Here is a 17,970-nt window from a genome sequence, read left to right as displayed (position 1 = left end):
GTGCCCCCGGAACGGGTCGGTTTCGCTCACCTTAGGGCCAACACCCCTGCTCTGCAAACCCCCTATGGAACGCCCGTCCCTGCGTCAGGGCAGCCAGACAGGGCGGCGGTCGCCACCGGCAAAGCGGCGCAGGACCGCGGGATAGAGTTTGTGTTCCCAGGTCAGCACACGGGCGGCAAGCGTTTCCGCTGTGTCATCCGGTTCGATCGAGACACGGGCCTGACCCAGGATCGGGCCGTCATCCAGCTCGGACGTCACCTCGTGCACCGTGCAGCCATGTTCGGTTTCACCCGCGGCCAGCGCACGGGCATGGGTATGCAGCCCCTTGTACTTGGGCAGCAGCGAGGGGTGAATGTTCAGCATCCGACCCTGAAAGCGGTCGGTGAAACCGGCGGTCAGCACCCGCATGAAACCAGCAAGGCAGACGATATCGGCCCCCGCGTCGAGGATCGGCTTGATCAGTTCGGCCTCGAACGCGGCGCGGTCCTTGCCATAGGGGCGGTGATCGACCACTGCGGTGGCCACGCCGCGCGCAGCGGCCTTGGCCAGCCCGCCCGCGTTTGCGTCATTGGACAGCACCAGACAGGGCCGCGCGGGATGGTCGCCGGTCATGCTGTCGACCAGCGTGACCATGTTCGACCCGCCGCCCGAGATCAGGATCGCGACGCGCTTTGGGCTCACAGCAGCTTGCCCGTGTAGGCAATGCCGGGCGTGGGGGTGACGGTGCCGATGCGGGCGACAGTTTCGCCCTCGGCCCTCAGCAGCTCGGTCAGCGCCTTGGCCCGGTCGGCGGCACAGACCACGATCATGCCGATACCGCAGTTGAAGGTCTTGAGCATTTCACCCTCGGCGATGCCGCCGGTCTCGGCCATCCAACGGAACACCGGCGGCAGATCCCAGGTGTCGAGGTCGATGCTGGCGCCCATGCCCTCGGGCAGGACACGCGGCAGGTTCTCGGTCAGGCCACCGCCGGTGATATGGGCCAGCGCATGTACGCCACCGGCGCGGATTGCCGACAGAACCTGGGTCACATAAAGCCGGGTCGGCGCCAGCAGCGCCTCACCCAGCTTGCCGGGGCCAAAGGGGCAGTCCGATTCCCAGGTATTGCCCGAGATTTCTACCAGTTTGCGCACCAGCGAATAGCCGTTGGAATGCACCCCGTTCGAGGCGAGACCCAGCAGCACGTCACCCTCTGCCACGCCTTCGGGCAGCGCGGTGCCGCGCTCCATCGCGCCGACGGCAAACCCCGCCAGATCGAAATCGCCTGCCGGATACATGCCGGGCATTTCAGCCGTTTCGCCGCCGATCAGGGCGCAGCCGGACTGAACGCAGCCCTCGGCAATGCCTTCGATGATGCGGGCGGCGGTTTCGGTTTCAAGCTTGCCAGTCGCGAAATAGTCAAGGAAAAACAAGGGCTCGGCGCCTTGGCAAACCAGATCGTTGACGCACATGGCAACCAGGTCGATGCCGACGCCGTCGACCAGCCCGGTGTCGATCGCGATGCGCAGCTTGGTTCCGACCCCATCGGTCGCGGCCACCAGGACCGGATCCTGATACCCCGCCGCCTTGAGGTCGAAGAGCGCACCAAAGCCCCCCAACCCGCTGGCCACGCCGGGGCGATTGGTGCGCTTGGCGGCCGGCTTGATCCGGTCGACCAGGGCGTTGCCCGCGTCGATATCCACACCCGCCTCGGCATAGGTCATACCGTTCTTGCCCGCTGTCATCGGTTCATCCTCACGATTGCTTGCGCGCGGAGTTAGTGCATTGCGCCCTTGCATGCAACGGTCAGGCTTGACGCGGGTGCGGATCGTGTTAGGCATGGCCCATGGCGGGCCTGTAGCTCAACGGTTAGAGCAGAGCGCTCATAACGCTTTGGTTGCGGGTTCAAATCCTGCCGGGCCTACCATATTCTCCGCATTCGTCGGGTCAGCGTCCGATCACGATATCGGCGCAGAGGCCCCCCAACCGTTCACTGTCACCCAGCCGGAGCGCGCCGCCATGGGCGCGGGCAATATCGGCAACGATGGCAAGGCCCAGGCCCACGCCGCCGCCCTGGTTCTGGTTACGCGACGCATCCAGCCGCTGGAACGGTTTCACCGCCTCGGCGCGCTTGTCGGCGGGAATACCGGGGCCGTCATCCTCGACCCGGATGCGCAGGAACTTTGGCGTCACCGCCAGACTGACCTCGACCCTGGTTCCATAGCGAACGGCGTTGGCAATCAGATTCTCGACCGCGCGGCGGATCGCTGTGGGCCGCAGGGTGACGGTATCGCCCTCGGGCACCTCGCAGGCCACCAGCGCGACATTGCGGTCGGCGCGACGGGCATCCTCCACCACCTGCATCAGCAAGGCGACCGGATCGACCTTTTCGGGTGTGCTTTCAGACACTCCACGCGAAAAATCGAGGAACGCGTCCAGCATCTGCTGCATCTCGGCCACGTCCTGCAACATGGGCGCGGCATCCTCTTCGTCGATCATCGCCAGTCCCAGTTTCAACCGGGTCAGCGGTGTGCGCAGATCGTGGCTGACCCCCGAGAGCATCAGGGTGCGCTGTTCGATCTGCCGTTCGATCCGCGCGCGCATGTCCAGAAAGGCGCTGCCGGCTGCCCGTACCTCGATGGCGCCCGAGGGGTAATAGGGAACCGTATGCCCCCGGCCAAAAGCCTGCGCCGCATCGGCCAGCCGTTTGACCGGCCTGAGCTGGTTGCGCATGTAGAGAAAGGCAATCACGGTCATCAACAGACCAAAGGCCACCATCGTCACGATCAGCTGGTGCGGCGCGGCGGGCGACATGCGGCGGCGGTCGAAGATCAGCTCGACCGGACCCAGCGCGCTGCCCAGATAGAGCCGCACCACCCGGGTATCGGGCAGTTCCACCGCGATCACATCCTGCACCCTGCTGCGCAGAACGTGTTCTACCTGTCGGCCGGTATAGTCATACCAGGGTCGCAGATCGTCTGAGGGCACGTCGCCGTCATTCACGAATCGCAGACTGACCTGCAAGGCGTCGAGAGCTGGCCGCAGCCGCGCCTGAACCTGGGCCTGGGTTTCGGTGCCGGCGACCTGGCCCATGATCAGTTCGATCTCGCGCACGGCGGTCAGCGTCATCTGGGTGGTCACATCCTCCAGATGCCGTTGCAGAAAGACCACCGAAACCACGATCTGCACCGCCACCACCGGCACGACGATGATGATGGCCGCCCGGGCATAGAGGCTGCGCGGCATATAGTGTTTGAGCCAGCGGAATGTCATGGCTAAACCTACCCCGGTGCCAGAGCGAGAAAAAGAGACAGATGACCCAGCCGCCCGACGATTTCGACCCGCCCATCGGCACCCCCATCGAGTTGGAGCCCGGGATACGGCGGATCGTGGCGCCTAACCCCTCGCCGATGACCTATCGCGGCACCAATACCTATCTGGTGGGCACAAGAGAGCTGGCGGTGATCGACCCCGGCCCCCTGAGCGAGGCGCATCTGGAGGCGATTCTGGCCGCGCTTGGCCCGGGCGAGAGCATAAGTCATATCGTCGTGACCCATACCCATCTGGACCACTCGCCTCTGGCCCGTCCGCTGGCCAAGCGCACCGGCGCGCCGGTTCTGGCCTTTGGCGGGCCCGAGGCCGGGCGCAGCGCGGTGATGCGCGATCTGGCAGCGCAGGGGCTGGCGGGGGGTGGCGAGGGTATCGACACCGGATTTCTGCCCGATCACACGGTCGCCGATGGAGCGCGAATCGAGGGCGATGGCTGGCAGCTGGAGGTAATCCACACACCGGGGCATCTGGGCAACCATATCGCGCTGGCCTGGCAGGATGTGTGTTTTACCGCCGATCACGTGATGGGCTGGGCCAGTTCGCTGGTCTCGCCCCCCGATGGCGACCTGACCGATTTCATGACCGCCTGCCGCAACCTGCGCGCCCGCGACTGGAGGCTGTTCCATCCGGGCCACGGCGCACCGGTGAGCGCGCCCGGAGCGCGGCTCGACTGGCTGATCGGGCACCGGATGGGGCGCGAGGAGGCGATTCTGGTAGCGTTGGCTGATGGCCCCGCCACGGCCGAGGCGCTGGCGCGGCGCATCTACACAGAAACGCCCGCTGCGCTGCTGCCCGCCGCCACACGAAACGTGTTCGCCCATCTGGTCGATCTGACTGGCCGTAACCGGGTCGCGCCCGAGGAGAAACTCTCGGTTGTGGCGCGGTTTCAACGACTATCCTGAGCCTCGAGAAAATTCTGCGAATTTTCTTTTCGCCCTCTGGACGATGTGAATCGGGATTGCTATACGGCGCGAACCGTTCCGGCGTAGCTCAGCGGTAGAGCAGTTGACTGTTAATCAATTGGTCGTAGGTTCGATCCCTACCGCCGGAGCCATGAAAAGCCCTTAAGTCTCAAAGACTTGAGGGCTTTTTTGCTTGTTGCGAAGGGGTTGTTTTTTTCGTTCAGAGACCGTTTAGGTCCTGTTGACAAAAGTGGTTCACCGGGGGCGCCTCTTCAACACTCTGATAAACGGCAGTCGCGCACCAACAATTACGATAAAACCGCAGAGAGCTTCCTCGGTTCATCGGCATTTCATCGATCCACCGTTCGCCGCGCGTTTTATCAACATGACCTGGAAGCGGGGCATATTAATCAAGCGGTGTCTTGCGTCAGCGCCCACCTGACAACTCGTCCGCTGTCGACGTCTACCACGGTCGCAGCGCGCGGATCCTGCAGTTGAGAAGAGACGAAAGAACACAGACAAACGGAAAACGCCAAAACAAAGCACCAATCCGCTGCCGCATAGGCTCCGACAGAAACCAACCAGAGCCTCCGCTACGAAACCACCTCATCTTTCCGAGAAACTCAGACGACAGACAAGGAGAGCCCGGAAAACATGTGTTTTCCGGGCCGGAAATCCCCGATTTCCGGTTCCGCCCGGCTCAGCCGGTCAGAACATCCCTGAACTGTTCGCGAAGGGTCCGTTTCAGCACCTTGCCGGTAGCATTCAGTGGCAGCGCGTCCACAAAGACGACACGGTCGGGTACCTGCCATTTGGCAATCTTGCCGTCGAAGAAGGCCAGCAGCTCCGCCTCGTCGGGCGTCTCTCCCTCGGCGCTCACCGCCACCAGAAGCGGGCGTTCGTCCCATTTCGGATGCGGAACGCCAATCACCGCGGCGGTGGCCAGTTTCGGATGCGCCACGGCGATATTCTCCAGCTCGACAGAGCTGATCCATTCCCCGCCCGACTTGATGATATCCTTGGACCGGTCCCGGATCGTCATGTATCCGTCGCGGTCCAGCGTAGCCACATCACCGGTGGCGAACCAGCCATCCGACAGGATCGGCTGGTCCTGCAACTGGAAATAACTGTCCAACACCCAATGGCCCCGCACCATCAGGTCGCCCTGGGTCTGGCCGTCATTGGGCAACTGGTTGCCGTCGTCATCGACGATCTTCAGCTCGACCCCATAGGGCGGACGGCCCTGGTTCTCACGCAGCTTGTGCTGTGCCTCGACCGGCAGCCCCGCATGTTTCGCCAATGGCTGGTTGGTGGTGCCCAGCGGGCTCATCTCGGACATGCCCCAGGCATGCACGGTGTCGACGCCGTAACGGTCGCGGAATTCGGCGATCATCGAGGGCGGACAGGCCGCGCCGCCGATCACCGTGCGTGTTAGGCTCTCCAACTTGCTGCCCTTGGCACGGGCGGTCGTCAGCAACCCCTGCCAGATGGTCGGCACACCCAGCGCGATGGTCACGCCATATTGGTCGATCAGACCCACCAGCGCCTCGCCATGCAGGTCCGGCCCCGGCAGCACCATGCAAGAGCCCGACATCGCACAGGCATAGGGCGTGCCCCAGGCGTTGACATGGAACATCGGTACCACCGGCATCACCACGTCGCGCGCCGAAAAGCCGATGCAATCGCGGGTGTTCGACCCGAAACTGTGGAGCACGGTGGAACGGTGAGAATAGAGCACCCCCTTGGGGTTGCCCGTGGTCCCGGATGTGTAGCACAGGCTCGAGGCCGTGCGCTCGTCCAGATCGGGCCATTCAAAACCCGCATCGCCCGTGGCGACAAACTCGTCGTAGAATTCCAGCCCCTCGATCCGTGCCGCCGCTGCCTCGTCGCGCGGCCCCATCAGGATCAGCCGTTCGACGGTGGTCAGATGCGGGCGAATCCCCTCGACCAGCGGCAGAAAGGTGGCATCGAAGAACAGGATGCGATCCTCGGCATGGTTGAGGATATAGACCAGCTGTTCGGGGAACAGGCGCGGGTTGATCGTGTGCAGCACGAAGCCGGCGCCGGACACGCCGTAATAGATCTCCAGATGCCGCCGGTTGTTCCAGGCGAGAGTCGCCACCCGTGACTGTGGCGCAAGGCCGGCCCCGGTCAGGGCCGAGCCGAGACAACGGGCATTGGCCGCGATCCCGGCCCAATTGGTCTCCTCGACCCCGCCTTCGGTACTGACCGACCAGATCGGCGCCTCGCCGTGATAACGCGCCGCATGGTCGATCAGCGACGAGATCAGCAGCGGCTGATACATCATCTGTCCCAGCATTCTTGGGTTCCTTCCCTGTTCTTCGGGTGACGGCCGCGCCCTGCGCGGTGTCACTTGTCTCCTCTTCGTGGCCGCGTCGACGCGGCCCCGCCCAATGCCGGACCCTGCCAATCAGCGGGCCGCGTGACAATAACTTTGTGTCCCTGTGACGGACCGGAACCCTACGTCAGCCCGTGGTCACGATGACGCAGCGCATAGGCCACCAGCGCGGCGGTCGACCCATCCTTGCCGGTGGCGGGTTGCGTGCCCTCGACAATAGGGCCCAGAGAGGTCGCCAGTTCCTTGCCCAGCTCGACACCCCATTGATCGAACGAGTTGATGCCAAGGATCACGCCTTCGACAAACACCCGGTGTTCGTAGAGCGCCACGATCCGTCCCAGCATGTCGGGCGTCAGTTGCGGATAGATCAGCGTGGTCGAAGGGCGGTTGCCCTCGAACACCCGATGACGGGCCTGTCGGTCCAGCTCGGCATCGTCATGACCCCGGCCCGCGACGATGGCGCGCGCCTCGGACAGGGACCGGCCCCGCATCAGCGCTTCGGACTGGGCCAGGCAATTGGCCAGCAGGAGGCGGTGGTGGTGGTCCAGCTCCGGCTCGTGTCCGCGGGCGGCCACCATGAATTCGCAGGGAACGATCTGCTTGCCCTGATGGATCAGCTGATAGAACGCATGCTGGCCATTGGTGCCCGGCTCACCCCAGACGATGGGACTGGCGGCCTGATCCAGTGCGGTGCCGTCCATCGCAACCGATTTGCCGTTCGATTCCATTTCGAGTTGCTGGAAATAGGCCGGCAGACGTGCAAGCCGCTGATCATAGGGCAGCACCGCACGGCTGGGATAGCCGCAGACCTGATGATGCCAGATACCGGTCAGGGCCAGCATCACGGGCATGTTCTCGGCCCAGGGCGCGCTGCGGAAATGATCGTCCATCGCCTGCCCGCCGCGCAGGAAGGCGTCGAAATCGTCGGGGCCGATGGCAATCATCAGGCTCAGCCCGATCGGACCCCACATGGAATATCGCCCGCCGACCCAATCGGCGAAGCCAAACACATGTGCGTCCGGGATGCCGAAATCGGCGGTCTTGTCCGTCGCGCTGGAGAGCGCCGCGAATTGCCGCGCCGGGTCGCCGCCGCCGCGCTGCATCCAGTCGCGGGCGGTACGGGCATTGGTCATCGTCTCGATGGTGGTGAAGGTCTTGGAGGCGACGATCACCAGAGTACGCGTCGGATCTAGCCCCCGCAGGGTATCCGCGATATGGGCCCCATCCACGTTCGACACGAAATGGCAGCGTGGCCCGTCGTGATAGGGCGCAAGCGCCAGCGTGGCCATGGCCGGACCCAGATCGGAGCCACCGATGCCGATATTGACCACATCGGTAAAGGCCCCGCCTGCCCCGCTCAGCCTGCCGGTCCGCACCGCATCGGCAAAGACCCGCATCCGGGCAAGGGTCGCGCGCACCTCGGGCATCACGTCGCGGCCCTCGACCAGAATCGGCCCGCCATCCAGATTGCGCAGCGCCGTGTGCAGCACCGCGCGGCCCTCGGTCTCGTTGATCGCGTCGCCCGAAAACATCGCCTCGCGGCGCGCGGCCAACCCGGCCTGCTCGCAGAGCGCGATCAGCGCGGCCCGGATATCCGCGTCGATCAGGGTCTTGGAGTAATCCAGCCGCATCTCACCCAGATCGGCGCAGAACCGTTCGGCCCTCCCAGGGTCGGCGGCGAAAAGGTCGAGGATGCGGCGGCCCGACCGGTCAGTGTGAAGCGCGTGCAAATCTTGAAACATGGAAGAAACCTATTCCGCCCAATGGACCGTGATACCGTCCAGAACCGCCGCCACCGGCGCCTCTTCGGGGGGCAAGGACATCGCCCGTTCCAGCGCCTTGCGTTTGGCGGCACCATAGATGATCAGGTGCTTTGACAGCGCCCCGTTCAGCACCGGGGCGGTCAGCGTGATCCGGGCCTCGGGCTGGGTTTCAGGCCGGGCGACAGCCAGCACCGGCGCGTCCCCGTCCAGCGCCGCCTCAAGCCCCGGCATGCCGGGGAAAAGCGAGGCGGTGTGCATGTCCTCGCCCATGCCCAGCACCAGCACCGACAGGGGCAGCGCCGGGGTCAGCAGCGTCTCAACCTCGGCCAGACAATCCTCGGGTTCGGCGCCGGGCAGGTAAAGCGGCAGATAGCTGGCGCTGGCGGCGCGGTTGACCAGCAACTGCTCTGTGATCAGCCGGGCATTGGCGCGCGGATGGTCCTGCGGCACGCAGCGTTCGTCGGTCGGCAGCACCATGACCCGGTGCCAGTCAAGATCGGCGGCACAGAGCACGTCGAAGACCGGGCCGGGCGTGGTGCCGCCCGCCACTGCCAGCGTGGCGCGGTCATGGGTCAGCAGTGTCGCCTCCAACTCTCCGGCCAGGTGGTTGGCGAGGTCGATGGCGAGCATTTCTCGGTCGGGATAGTCTTGGATATTCATGGGTTTATCCCCTGCCAGCGGCGACCGTCGCGTCTCATAAGCAGCTCGGCGTCGCCGGGGCCGGTGCTGCCGCAATCATAGGGTTTGGGCACATCGCCACGGGCCTGCCAGCCCGCGATGATCGGGTCGGTCCAGGCCCAGGCCGCCTCGACCTCGTCGCCGCGCATGAACAGGGTCTGGTTGCCCCGGATCACATCCATGATCAGCCGTTCATAGGCATCGGGCGGGTTCTGGTTCTCGGGCCCCAGCGCCTTGGCGAAACTCATGTCCAGCGGCACCTCGACCAGGCGCATGCCGCCCGGTCCCGGCTCCTTGATCGTCACCTTGAGCGTGATGCCCTCGTTGGGTTGCAGCCGGATCGACAACACGTTGGCATGCCGCCCGGCCTCTTCGCCGAAAATCGAATGCGGCGCGTCCTTGAACATCACGTTGATGACAGAGGACCGCGCCACCAGCCGCTTGCCCGTGCGCAGGTAAAAGGGCGTGCCAGCCCATCGCCAGTTGCTGATATGGGCGCGCAGCGCGATATAGCTTTCGGTGATCGAGCGGGCATCGCCCACCTCGTCGCGATAGCCCTGTCCGGCACCGCCCACCGGCACCGCGTATTGGCCGCGCACGATATGATGCGGCTTGACCGGGTCCAGTGCCCGGATCACCTTGAGCTTTTCATCGCGCACCGCGTCGGGGTCGAACTTGGCCGGAGGCTCCATCGCGATCAGGCACAAGAGCTGCATCAGATGATTCTGCATCATGTCGCGCATCGCGCCGGCCCGGTCATAGTAATCGGCCCGGCCGCCGACCCCCACGGTTTCGGCCACGGTGATCTGGATATGGTCGACATACTGGCTGTTCCAGAGCGGTTCGAACAGCATGTTGCCAAAGCGGACCGCCATTAGGTTCTGTACCGTCTCCTTGCCCAGGTAATGGTCGATCCTATAGATCTGGCGTTCATGAAAATGCGCGGCCAACGTGGCGTTCAACGCCTGCGCGCTGGCCAGATCGTGGCCAAAGGGTTTCTCGACCACGATGCGGGTATCCTGGCTGACCAGCCCGTGCTGATGCAGCCGTTCGGCCAGCGCGCCGAATAGACCCGGTCCAACCGAGAAGTAAAAGGCGCGAACGCCGCTCCCCAACGCCGCGGCCAGTCCGTCCCAGCCCTCGGGCCGGGTGGCATCCAGCGCCATGTAATCGAGCCGCGACAGGAAACGGTTGAGCGCATCGGGAGACTGCACCGCCTCGGGCCACAGCTCGCGCAGGCCTTGAGCGATCAGGGCACGATACGCCTCGGCACCCATGTCCTGACGTGCGACACCGATGATGCGGTTGCCATCGGGCATCTGGCCCGCGACCGAGCGACGGAACAACGCGGGCAGGATCTTGCGACGTGCCAGATCGCCGGTACCGCCAAAGACGACCAGATCGAAGGGTTCCACCGGAATGACGCGCGATACCATGGCTGCTCCTTATCGCCTTGCCGGGGTTCTGTCCACTGTTAGCGCAAACATTTCCAAGCTCTCCCGGCATCACAAGCCCGTCAAACCATCTGATCCCGCTTCCTTTTCCCGTGTGATTACTGCTAGATCAAGCCCATAAGCAGGCACAGGCAGGATAGATGAAGGATCACGCGCAACAGACCGCCAATATCGGCAAGTTTCAGGACAGTTTCGTGACAGCAGACGGGCAGCAACGGGCCAGCGTGGCCCTGACCCGTCCTGAGACGCTGTGGTTCAACACCGGCACCCTGTGCAATATCGAATGTGCCAATTGCTATATCCTGTCGAGCCCGAAAAACGACGCGTTGGTCTATATCACCGAGGATGAAGTCAGCGGGTATCTGGATCAGATCGCGGCGCGCGGCTGGCCGGTGCGCGAGATCGGCTTCACTGGTGGCGAACCTTTCATGAATCCTCAGATCATCGGCATGGCGCGGGCGGCGCTGGTGCGTGGGTTTGAGGTGCTGATTCTGACCAATGCCATGCGCCCGATGATGCGCAAGGCGATGCGGCAGGGGCTGGCGGCGCTGGTGCGCGAATTCGGTGACAGGCTGACCCTGCGCATTTCGGTCGATCATCACAGCGCCGCCTGTCATGACGCCGAACGCGGTACCGGCAGTTTTGCCCGGACACTTGCTGGGATGGCCTGGCTACGCGATTGCGGCGCGCGAATGACCGTGGCCGGACGCACAGTCTGGGGTGAAAGCGAGGCCGAGGCGCGCGCGGGTTATGCCGCGTTTTATACCGAACACGGGTTTGCGATCGACGCGACAGATCCCGGCCAGACCGTGCTGTTCCCTGAGATGGACGAACGGGTCGAGGTGCCCGAGATCACCACCGCGTGCTGGGGCATTCTGGGTAAATCCCCCGACGCGCTCATGTGCGCCAGTTCGCGCATGGTGGTGAAACGCAAGGGCGCGGCGCATCCCGTGGTGCTGGCCTGCACCCTGTTGCCCTATGCGCCCGAATTCGAACTGGGCCAGACGCTGGCCGAGGCGGAACGCCCGGTTCAGCTGAACCACCCCCATTGCGCCAAGTTCTGCGTGCTGGGCGGGGCCAGCTGCTCGGTCTGAGGCCGCCGAGGTGGCACGGCTCAGTGCAGCCGGAACTCGCCCACGACATTGCGCCATTCACCCGGCGAGATCATCTTGCGGTGGGTAAACCGCACCGAATGCAGCGGGCCGTCGATCTCGCGCTGCCAGAATTCGATGAAGCCGAACAGCCTGGGATGGTCCGGTGCAAGGTCATAATCCTGCCAGACAAAGGTATTCAGCACATGGATATGGTCCGGCATGTGATAGAAGAATTCTGCCGTGGTCAGCCCATACCCCTTCAGCATCAGCTCGGTTTCTGTTGCAGCCATTTGAACCTCCAGTTGCCCCCCGGTTCAATCAGGATGCCTGATTCTAATAAAAAATCCATAATAACAGCATGTTGGCACTGTAGCGCCGTGGCTGCCAGCCTAATTTCGCTCTATGCATTGCACCTCATGTACGGGGTCTGTTAAGATGCGCCCACAATATATAGAACCTGCACAAGAAACGGGCAGTTTACGTGAGCGATACGCCAGAAACCCCTGAAAACGAAGACGAAACCCCCATTGCGCGCAGCGCCTATGTGGGGCCGACCGTTTCCATCGAATCCGAGATGCGCACCTCGTATCTCGACTACGCGATGTCGGTCATCGTCAGTCGTGCCATCCCCGACCTGCGCGACGGGCTGAAACCGGTGCATCGGCGCATCCTCTACGCCATGCACGAGACCGGCAACAGCCACGACAAACCCTATCGCAAATCGGCGCGTCCGGTGGGTGATGTCATGGGTAAATATCACCCCCATGGCGACAGCGCGATCTATGACGCGCTGGTGCGGATGGCGCAGGATTTCTCGATGTCGCTGCCGCTTCTGGACGGTCAGGGCAACTTTGGCTCGATGGACGGCGATAACCCCGCCGCCATGCGTTATACCGAAGTGCGGATGGACAAGCCCGCCGCCTTTCTGCTGAGCGATATCGACAAGGAAACCGTCGATTTCCAGGACAACTATGACGGCAAGGACCGTGAACCCACGGTGCTGCCGGCGCGCTTCCCCAACATGCTGGTCAATGGCGCCGGCGGCATCGCCGTGGGCATGGCCACCAACATTCCGCCCCATAACCTGGGCGAGGTGGTGGATGCCACCCTGGCGCTGATCGACGACCCGGACCTGACCAGCGAGCAGCTGATCGACTATGTGCCCGGCCCCGATTTCCCCACCGGCGGTGTGATGCTGGGCCGCTCGGGTGCGCGCAAGGCCTATCTGGAGGGGCGCGGCAGCGTCATCATCCGCGCCAAGACCCGCGTCGAAGAGTTGCGCAAGGACCGTTATGCGATCATCGTGGACGAGATCCCCTATCAGGTGAACAAGGCCGCGATGATCGAAAAGATCGCCGAGGCGGTGCGCGAAAAGCGTATCGAAGGCGTCGCCCATGTGCAGGACGAAAGCGACCGCAACGGCGTGCGCGTGGTGGTGGAACTCAAGCGCGACGCCACGCCCGAGGTGGTTCTGAACCAGCTCTATCGCTTTTCACCGATGCAGACCTCGTTTGGCTGCAACATGCTGGCGCTGAATGGCGGCCGGCCCGAGCAGCTGACCCTGCGCCGCTTTCTCACCTGTTTCATCGACTTCCGCGAGGAAGTGGTCGCCCGCCGTACCGCCTATGAGCTGCGCAAGGCGCGCGAACGCAGCCATATCCTGTGCGGCCTGGCGGTTGCGGTGTCGAATGTCGACGAGGTGGTCGCCACCATCCGTTCGTCTGCCGATGCCGCGGACGCGCGCGAGAAACTGATGACGCGGCGCTGGCCCGCCGCCGAGATCGCCGGATACCTGCGATTGATCGACGATCCGCTGTCCAAGATGAACGAGGACGGCACCTATAACCTGACAGAGGTGCAGGCCCGCGCCATCCTTGACCTGCGCTTGCAGCGCCTGACCCAACTGGGGGTCAAGGAAGTCACCGACGAGCTTGAGGTTCTTGCCGGCAAGATCAAGGAATACCTTGAGATTCTGGGGTCGCGCGAACGGATCATGGGGATCATCGCCGACGAGCTGCGCGAAGTGCGCGAGCAATTCGCGGTGCCCCGCCGCACCGAGATCGTCGACTGGGCCGGCGATATGGACGACGAGGACCTGATCGAGCGCGAGGACATGGTGGTGACCGTGACCTCGGGCGGCTATATCAAGCGTACCCCGCTGGCCGATTTCCGTGCCCAGAAACGCGGTGGCAAGGGTCTGAGCGGCATGCAGACCAAGGAAGAGGACGTGGTCACCACCCTCTTCGTGGCCAACACGCATACGCAGCTCTTGTTCTTTACCACCGATGGCATGGTCTACAAGCTCAAGACCTGGCGCCTGCCGCAGTCGGGGCGCACCGGCAAGGGTAAGGCCATCGTCAACATCCTGCCGATCCCGACCGGGGTTTCAATCGCCGCGATCATGCCGGTCGATGTGCCGGACGAGGAATGGGAAAACCTGCAAATCGTGTTTGCAACCACTGGCGGAGACGTGCGCCGAAACCGGCTGTCGGATTTCACCAATGTGCGCCGCAATGGCAAGATCGCGATGAAATTGCCCGAAGACGGGTCCATTCGCCTGGTCAATGCGCGCATCTGCTCCGAAGACGATGACGTGTTGCTGGTGACCAACTCGGGTCGGGCGATCCGCTTCCGGTCCACCGATGTACGCGTTTTCAACTCGCGTGAATCCACCGGTGTGCGCGGCATCAAGCTGGTGAATGAAGGCGATGAGGTCGTTTCCATGTCCGTCATCCGCCACTTCAGCGCCGAACCGTGGGAGCGCAATGCCTTCATCAAACGGTTCCGGGGTGAACTGGGCAATGATGTGACCGAAGACGACGCCAGCGATGACGCCGAGGGCGAAGTCGCCGAAGGCACCCTGTCCGAGGAACGCTATCAAGAAATGCTGGCCGCCAACGATCTGCTGGTGACCATCAACCGCGCGGGCATCGGCAATCTGACCTCGGCCCATGATTATCGCGTCAGCGGGCGCGGTGGCCAGGGGGTCGGCGCGATGCGGGGCGGCGCCATTGTCGCCACCTTCCCGGTCGAGCTTGAGGACCAGATCATGTTGGCCACCTCCAAGGGCCAGTCGATCCGCTGTCCGGTCAAAGGCATCTCTTTCCGCTCGCGCGGTGCCGGTGGTGTCCGGGTCTTCAACACCGGCAAGGGTGAAGAGGTCGTCAGCGTCGCCTGGATCGCCGAGCGCGACGACGAAGAAGAGGACGGCGCGGAATAACCACGCCGGGCGAGATGGAAAAGGGCGCGGGAAACCGCGCCTTTTCTTTTGCCTTTTAACCTGTTGGCAATTGCTTATGCGGCAATCTGGCCCGAACGGTCACATAGGACGTTCCGGCCATGAACCTCTACCATTGCGCAATCGACCTCAAACACGAGGCCAAGGCACTGGCCTTTGCCGCGGCACTTGACCATTGGATGCAGTATCTCAAGGCACGCGGTGTGGTGCGCGACTGGCGGCTGTTGCGGCGCAAGCTGAACCTGGCCGCCGACAGCTGCCGCGATTTCCTGCTCGAGATCGAGTTTGACGACATTAGCCAGCTCGATCGTGCCTTTCGGGTGCTGGGCGAGCATGATGAAGAGGTCGAGCGCCTCTATGGCGCGGTCAGCGCGTTGATCGCGCGGTCCGACTTTGGCCTCTACCGCCCCTTCCCGGACCCCGAGCGAGCCGAGCGCATGGCGCTGCTTTGAGCGCAGACCGGAAATCGTAGATTTCCGGCTCGGAAAACATTCGTTTTCCGGGCCGTTTTCCGCGACGGAAAACGGCGCCGTCCAAACACGGACTCAAAGCCCGTAAAGCGCGCTGAATTTGGCCTCGAGATAGTCGAGCAGAGGCTCGGGCCCCGGCTCCATACCGCTGGCCCGCGCGATCACCTCGCGCGGTGCATAAAGCCCGCCATGACGCTGCACCCGATCTGCCAGCCAGCCGGTCGCAGCCGTCGTCTCGCCCTGTGCCAGGTCCGTCTCCAGCCCCGGAACCGCCTGACGCAGCGCCTGATAGAGACAGCCGGCATAGACATTGCCCAACGCATAGGTCGGAAAATAGCCGAACAGGCCAACCGACCAGTGCACATCCTGCAAACACCCGTTCGAGGGCTTGTCCACCTGATAGCCGAAATCGGCGGCAAAGCGGTCGTTCCAGGCGGCCTCCAGATCGTCGACCGTCAGATCTCCCGCCATCAGCGCCCGCTCAAGATCGAAGCGCAACATGATATGCAGGTTATACTGTACCTCGTCCGCCTCGGTGCGGATATAGCCGCGATGCACCGTGTTGACGGCGGCATAGAACGCGTCCTGATCCGCAATCCCGAAATCGCCAAACGCCTCGCGCATCTGGCCAAACAGCCAACCGGTATAGGCGCGGCTGCGGCCCAGCTGGTTCTCGTAAATCCGGCTCTGGCTTTCATGCACGCCCATCGACACGCCGCGTCCCAGCGGGGTCAGCAGATAGGCGCGGTCGATATTCTGTTCATAGGCCGCGTGGCCCACCTCGTGAATGGTCGAGTAGAAACAGTTGAACGGATCGGCCGGATTGGTCCGCGTGGTGATCCGCACATCGAGACCGGAACCGGAGCTGAACGGATGCACCGCCTTGTCGACCCGGCCATGCGCCATGTCATAGCCAAAGCTGCGCGCCAATTGCCGGCTGAGCTTCATCTGGGCGTTTTCGTCGAACTGCCCTTCCAGCCGTTGTGGCATCGGGCGGTCCAGCACCGCAGAACGCAGCGCCACCAGGCGCGGGCGCATGGTGTCAAAGGTCTCGGCGATCTGGGCCGCACTGGTGGCGGGCTCGTATTCCTCCAGCAGCGCGTCATAGAGATCGCCGCCCTGGGCCAGCGCCTGCCCCTCTTCGCGGCGCAGCGCAACGACCTCCTTCAGCACGGGCAGAAACGCCGCCACGTCCTCGGTCGCCCGCGCCTCGGCCCAGATGCCTTGCGCCCGTGCCGTGGTGCGGGCCAGCGCACGGGCCAGATCGGCGGGCACGCGCGCGGTCCGATCGAAGCTGCGCCGGATCTCGCGCAGCTGCGCGGCACCGGCCTCGTCCGGCGCCGCGGCCGCCGCCAGCCAGTCGCCCACCTGCGGGTCGGTGCGACGGGCATGCAGCACACCGGCGATGGCGGCGCTTTCCTCGGCCCGTTGCGGCGCCGCGCCGCGCGGCATCATGGTTTCCTGATCCCAGCCCAGCCGCCCGGCGATCTGGTCCAGCGCCGCCGTTTCGCGGGCATGCGTCATCAACTGTTCGAAAGCACTCATGATGTCTTATCCCCGGATAGAGGTTGCAATCGGATAGGCGCAGAGGAACCGCGCCCGCAGGATCAGCACAAACACCCCAACCGCCAGCAACTGGTGCAGGATGGCGATTTGCCAGGGCGCGGCATATAGGACGGTGACGATGCCCAGCACCACCTGTAGGCTCAACGCCGCAAAGCCTGCGTTGAAGGCAAATCGGGTATGCGCATGCGCGCTGCGGCGCCCGCGCAGCCAGGCCATCACCCCATAGGCCAGCAGCAGATAGCCGACGATACGGTGGATGAACTGCACCAGTCCGGGGTTTTCAAAGAAGTTGCGCCAGACCGGGCTCAGCTCCAGCGGGTCGGGCGGGATCACCTGCCCCGCCATCAGCGGCCAGTCGACATAGTTGCGCCCGGCATCAAGGCCCGCCACCAGCGCGCCGATCAGAATTTGCAGGAATGCCAGATGCAGCCAGCCCGTCGCCAGACCGAACAGCCGCGCCTCCTTGGCGCGGCGGGCCTGCATCAGGTCGCGCTCGCTGCGCCCCAGTTGCAGGATGTACCAGGTCAATAGGCCCAGAATGACAAAGGCCAGGCCCAGATGCGTGGCCAGCCGGTAGGACGCGACCGAGGTCATACCCTCGCCCTGGGTCACGCCCGAGGCGACCATCCACCAGCCGACCGCACCCTGCACCCCGCCCAGCAGACCGGGCAGGATCAGCCGTCCGGTCCAGCCAGCGGGTATCTTCCGCGCGATCAGGAGCCCGAAGAACCCCAGCGCCCAGACCAGCCCGATCACTCGGCCCAGCTGGCGGTGGCCCCATTCCCACCAATAGATCGACTTGAAATCCGCAAGCTCCATCCACTGGTTCTGCAAGCGCCACTGGTCGATCTGCTTGTACTTGTCGAATTCCGCCTGCCAGTCGGCCTCGCTGAGCGGCGGGACCGCCCCCGTGACCGGGCGCCATTCGGTGATCGAGAGACCGCTGTCGGTCAGCCGGGTCAGCCCGCCCACCACGATCATCGCCACCACCAGCGCAAAGAGCACCGCCAGCCAGGCCCGGATCGCGCCGCGCGCGCCGCCCCGTCCCCGGTCGATCATGCCGGGCTGTGCCGCCGCCGCCCGCGTTCCGTCCGAGACCTCTTCAAAGATGCCGCGCTTGCCGCTCATGCCATCCTC

14 protein-coding genes and 2 tRNA genes are annotated in these 17,970 nt (G+C 64.0%); 6 read left to right on the top strand and 10 right to left on the bottom strand.

Annotated elements, in window-relative coordinates:
* Positions 1 to 84: 84 nt before the first annotated feature.
* Both purN and purM read right to left on the bottom strand, forming a co-directional pair.
* The gene (purN, locus tag AC2FNY_RS01050) at positions 85 to 681 is read right to left on the bottom strand and encodes a phosphoribosylglycinamide formyltransferase (protein ID WP_496801366.1); all 597 of its coding nucleotides are present in this window, start codon (positions 679 to 681) and stop codon (positions 85 to 87) included.
* A complete protein-coding gene (gene purM / locus AC2FNY_RS01045; protein ID WP_496801365.1) occupies positions 678 to 1,724 on the bottom strand; it encodes a phosphoribosylformylglycinamidine cyclo-ligase in 1,047 nt (348 codons plus the stop codon). Before purM ends, purN begins: the two co-directional genes overlap by 4 nt.
* Before the next feature lie 106 nt (positions 1,725 to 1,830).
* Here purM and AC2FNY_RS01040 point away from each other — a divergent pair.
* Positions 1,831 to 1,906 (top strand) — tRNA-Ile (locus AC2FNY_RS01040).
* A 20-nt stretch (positions 1,907 to 1,926) separates the two neighbouring features.
* Here the strand turns inward: AC2FNY_RS01040 and AC2FNY_RS01035 are convergent.
* Positions 1,927 to 3,252, bottom strand: a complete 1,326-nt coding sequence (locus tag AC2FNY_RS01035; RefSeq protein ID WP_496801364.1) for an ATP-binding protein — start codon at positions 3,250 to 3,252, stop codon at positions 1,927 to 1,929.
* A gap of 41 nt (positions 3,253 to 3,293) precedes the next feature.
* Here AC2FNY_RS01035 and AC2FNY_RS01030 point away from each other — a divergent pair, with 41 nt between their 5' ends.
* Both AC2FNY_RS01030 and AC2FNY_RS01025 read left to right on the top strand, forming a co-directional pair.
* Positions 3,294 to 4,211: an MBL fold metallo-hydrolase gene (locus tag AC2FNY_RS01030; RefSeq protein ID WP_234215626.1), complete on the top strand. Its 918-nt coding sequence runs from the start codon at positions 3,294 to 3,296 to the stop codon at positions 4,209 to 4,211.
* A 77-nt stretch (positions 4,212 to 4,288) separates the two neighbouring features.
* Positions 4,289 to 4,363, top strand: a tRNA-Asn gene (locus AC2FNY_RS01025).
* 548 nt (positions 4,364 to 4,911) lie between these two features.
* Here AC2FNY_RS01025 and dmdB read toward each other — a convergent pair.
* The 4 genes from dmdB to zwf all read right to left on the bottom strand — a co-directional run bounded on the left by dmdB (position 4,912) and on the right by zwf (position 10,447).
* Positions 4,912 to 6,531: a 3-methylmercaptopropionyl-CoA ligase gene (gene dmdB, locus AC2FNY_RS01020; RefSeq protein ID WP_234145598.1), complete on the bottom strand. Its 1,620-nt coding sequence runs from the start codon at positions 6,529 to 6,531 to the stop codon at positions 4,912 to 4,914.
* 161 nt (positions 6,532 to 6,692) lie between these two features.
* Positions 6,693 to 8,312: a glucose-6-phosphate isomerase gene (gene pgi, locus AC2FNY_RS01015; protein ID WP_496801363.1), complete on the bottom strand. Its 1,620-nt coding sequence runs from the start codon at positions 8,310 to 8,312 to the stop codon at positions 6,693 to 6,695.
* Positions 8,313 to 8,321: 9 nt separating this feature from the next.
* Entirely contained in the window at positions 8,322 to 8,993 is a 672-nt protein-coding gene (gene pgl / locus AC2FNY_RS01010) for a 6-phosphogluconolactonase (protein WP_234136837.1), read from the bottom strand.
* A complete protein-coding gene (zwf, locus tag AC2FNY_RS01005; protein ID WP_496801362.1) occupies positions 8,990 to 10,447 on the bottom strand; it encodes a glucose-6-phosphate dehydrogenase in 1,458 nt (485 codons plus the stop codon). The genes pgl and zwf overlap by 4 nt, the downstream gene beginning before the upstream one ends.
* A gap of 158 nt (positions 10,448 to 10,605) precedes the next feature.
* Between zwf and AC2FNY_RS01000 the strand changes: the two genes are divergently transcribed.
* The gene (locus AC2FNY_RS01000; RefSeq protein WP_496801361.1) at positions 10,606 to 11,559 is read left to right on the top strand and encodes a radical SAM protein; all 954 of its coding nucleotides are present in this window, start codon (positions 10,606 to 10,608) and stop codon (positions 11,557 to 11,559) included.
* Between the two features lie 20 nt (positions 11,560 to 11,579).
* Here the strand turns inward: AC2FNY_RS01000 and AC2FNY_RS00995 are convergent, their stop codons facing one another.
* On the bottom strand, positions 11,580 to 11,849 hold the full coding sequence (locus AC2FNY_RS00995) for an usg protein (RefSeq protein ID WP_234136840.1): 270 nt from the start codon (positions 11,847 to 11,849) through the stop codon (positions 11,580 to 11,582).
* Between the two features lie 191 nt (positions 11,850 to 12,040).
* On the opposite strand from AC2FNY_RS00995, the gene gyrA reads away from it, so the two are divergent.
* Complete coding sequence (gyrA, locus tag AC2FNY_RS00990; RefSeq protein WP_234162607.1) at positions 12,041 to 14,779, top strand: DNA gyrase subunit A; 2,739 nt, start codon at positions 12,041 to 12,043, stop codon at positions 14,777 to 14,779.
* 119 nt (positions 14,780 to 14,898) lie between these two features.
* Entirely contained in the window at positions 14,899 to 15,249 is a 351-nt protein-coding gene (locus tag AC2FNY_RS00985; RefSeq protein ID WP_496801360.1) for a DUF6614 family protein, read from the top strand.
* Positions 15,250 to 15,342: 93 nt separating this feature from the next.
* On the opposite strand, the gene AC2FNY_RS00980 is transcribed toward AC2FNY_RS00985, so the two are convergent.
* Positions 15,343 to 16,812, bottom strand: coding sequence for a carboxypeptidase M32 (locus AC2FNY_RS00980; protein ID WP_496801359.1), 1,470 nt, complete (start codon positions 16,810 to 16,812; stop codon positions 15,343 to 15,345).
* Between the two features lie 6 nt (positions 16,813 to 16,818).
* On the bottom strand, positions 16,819 to 17,961 hold the full coding sequence (gene ctaA, locus AC2FNY_RS00975; RefSeq protein ID WP_496801358.1) for a heme A synthase: 1,143 nt from the start codon (positions 17,959 to 17,961) through the stop codon (positions 16,819 to 16,821).
* Positions 17,962 to 17,970: the final 9 nt, after the last annotated feature.

The sequence above is a fragment of the Ruegeria sp. BHSC223 genome, from assembly GCF_059613025.1.
Note: the sequence above shows the minus strand (reverse complement) of the source record. Positions and strands in the feature narration are given on the sequence as shown.

Excerpts from the sequence above, each read along its gene's own strand:
- purM (WP_496801365.1), bottom strand. The coding sequence starts at position 1,724 with ATGACAGCGGGCAAGAACGGTATGACCTATGCCGAGGCGGGTGTGGAT.
- AC2FNY_RS01035 (WP_496801364.1), bottom strand. The coding sequence starts at position 3,252 with ATGACATTCCGCTGGCTCAAACACTATATGCCGCGCAGCCTCTATGCC.
- AC2FNY_RS01030 (WP_234215626.1), top strand. The coding sequence starts at position 3,294 with ATGACCCAGCCGCCCGACGATTTCGACCCGCCCATCGGCACCCCCATC.
- dmdB (WP_234145598.1), bottom strand. The coding sequence starts at position 6,531 with ATGCTGGGACAGATGATGTATCAGCCGCTGCTGATCTCGTCGCTGATC.
- pgi (WP_496801363.1), bottom strand. The coding sequence starts at position 8,312 with ATGTTTCAAGATTTGCACGCGCTTCACACTGACCGGTCGGGCCGCCGC.
- pgl (WP_234136837.1), bottom strand. The coding sequence starts at position 8,993 with ATGAATATCCAAGACTATCCCGACCGAGAAATGCTCGCCATCGACCTC.
- zwf (WP_496801362.1), bottom strand. The coding sequence starts at position 10,447 with ATGGTATCGCGCGTCATTCCGGTGGAACCCTTCGATCTGGTCGTCTTT.
- AC2FNY_RS01000 (WP_496801361.1), top strand. The coding sequence starts at position 10,606 with ATGAAGGATCACGCGCAACAGACCGCCAATATCGGCAAGTTTCAGGAC.
- AC2FNY_RS00995 (WP_234136840.1), bottom strand. The coding sequence starts at position 11,849 with ATGGCTGCAACAGAAACCGAGCTGATGCTGAAGGGGTATGGGCTGACC.
- AC2FNY_RS00985 (WP_496801360.1), top strand. The coding sequence starts at position 14,899 with ATGAACCTCTACCATTGCGCAATCGACCTCAAACACGAGGCCAAGGCA.
- AC2FNY_RS00980 (WP_496801359.1), bottom strand. The coding sequence starts at position 16,812 with ATGAGTGCTTTCGAACAGTTGATGACGCATGCCCGCGAAACGGCGGCG.
- ctaA (WP_496801358.1), bottom strand. The coding sequence starts at position 17,961 with ATGAGCGGCAAGCGCGGCATCTTTGAAGAGGTCTCGGACGGAACGCGG.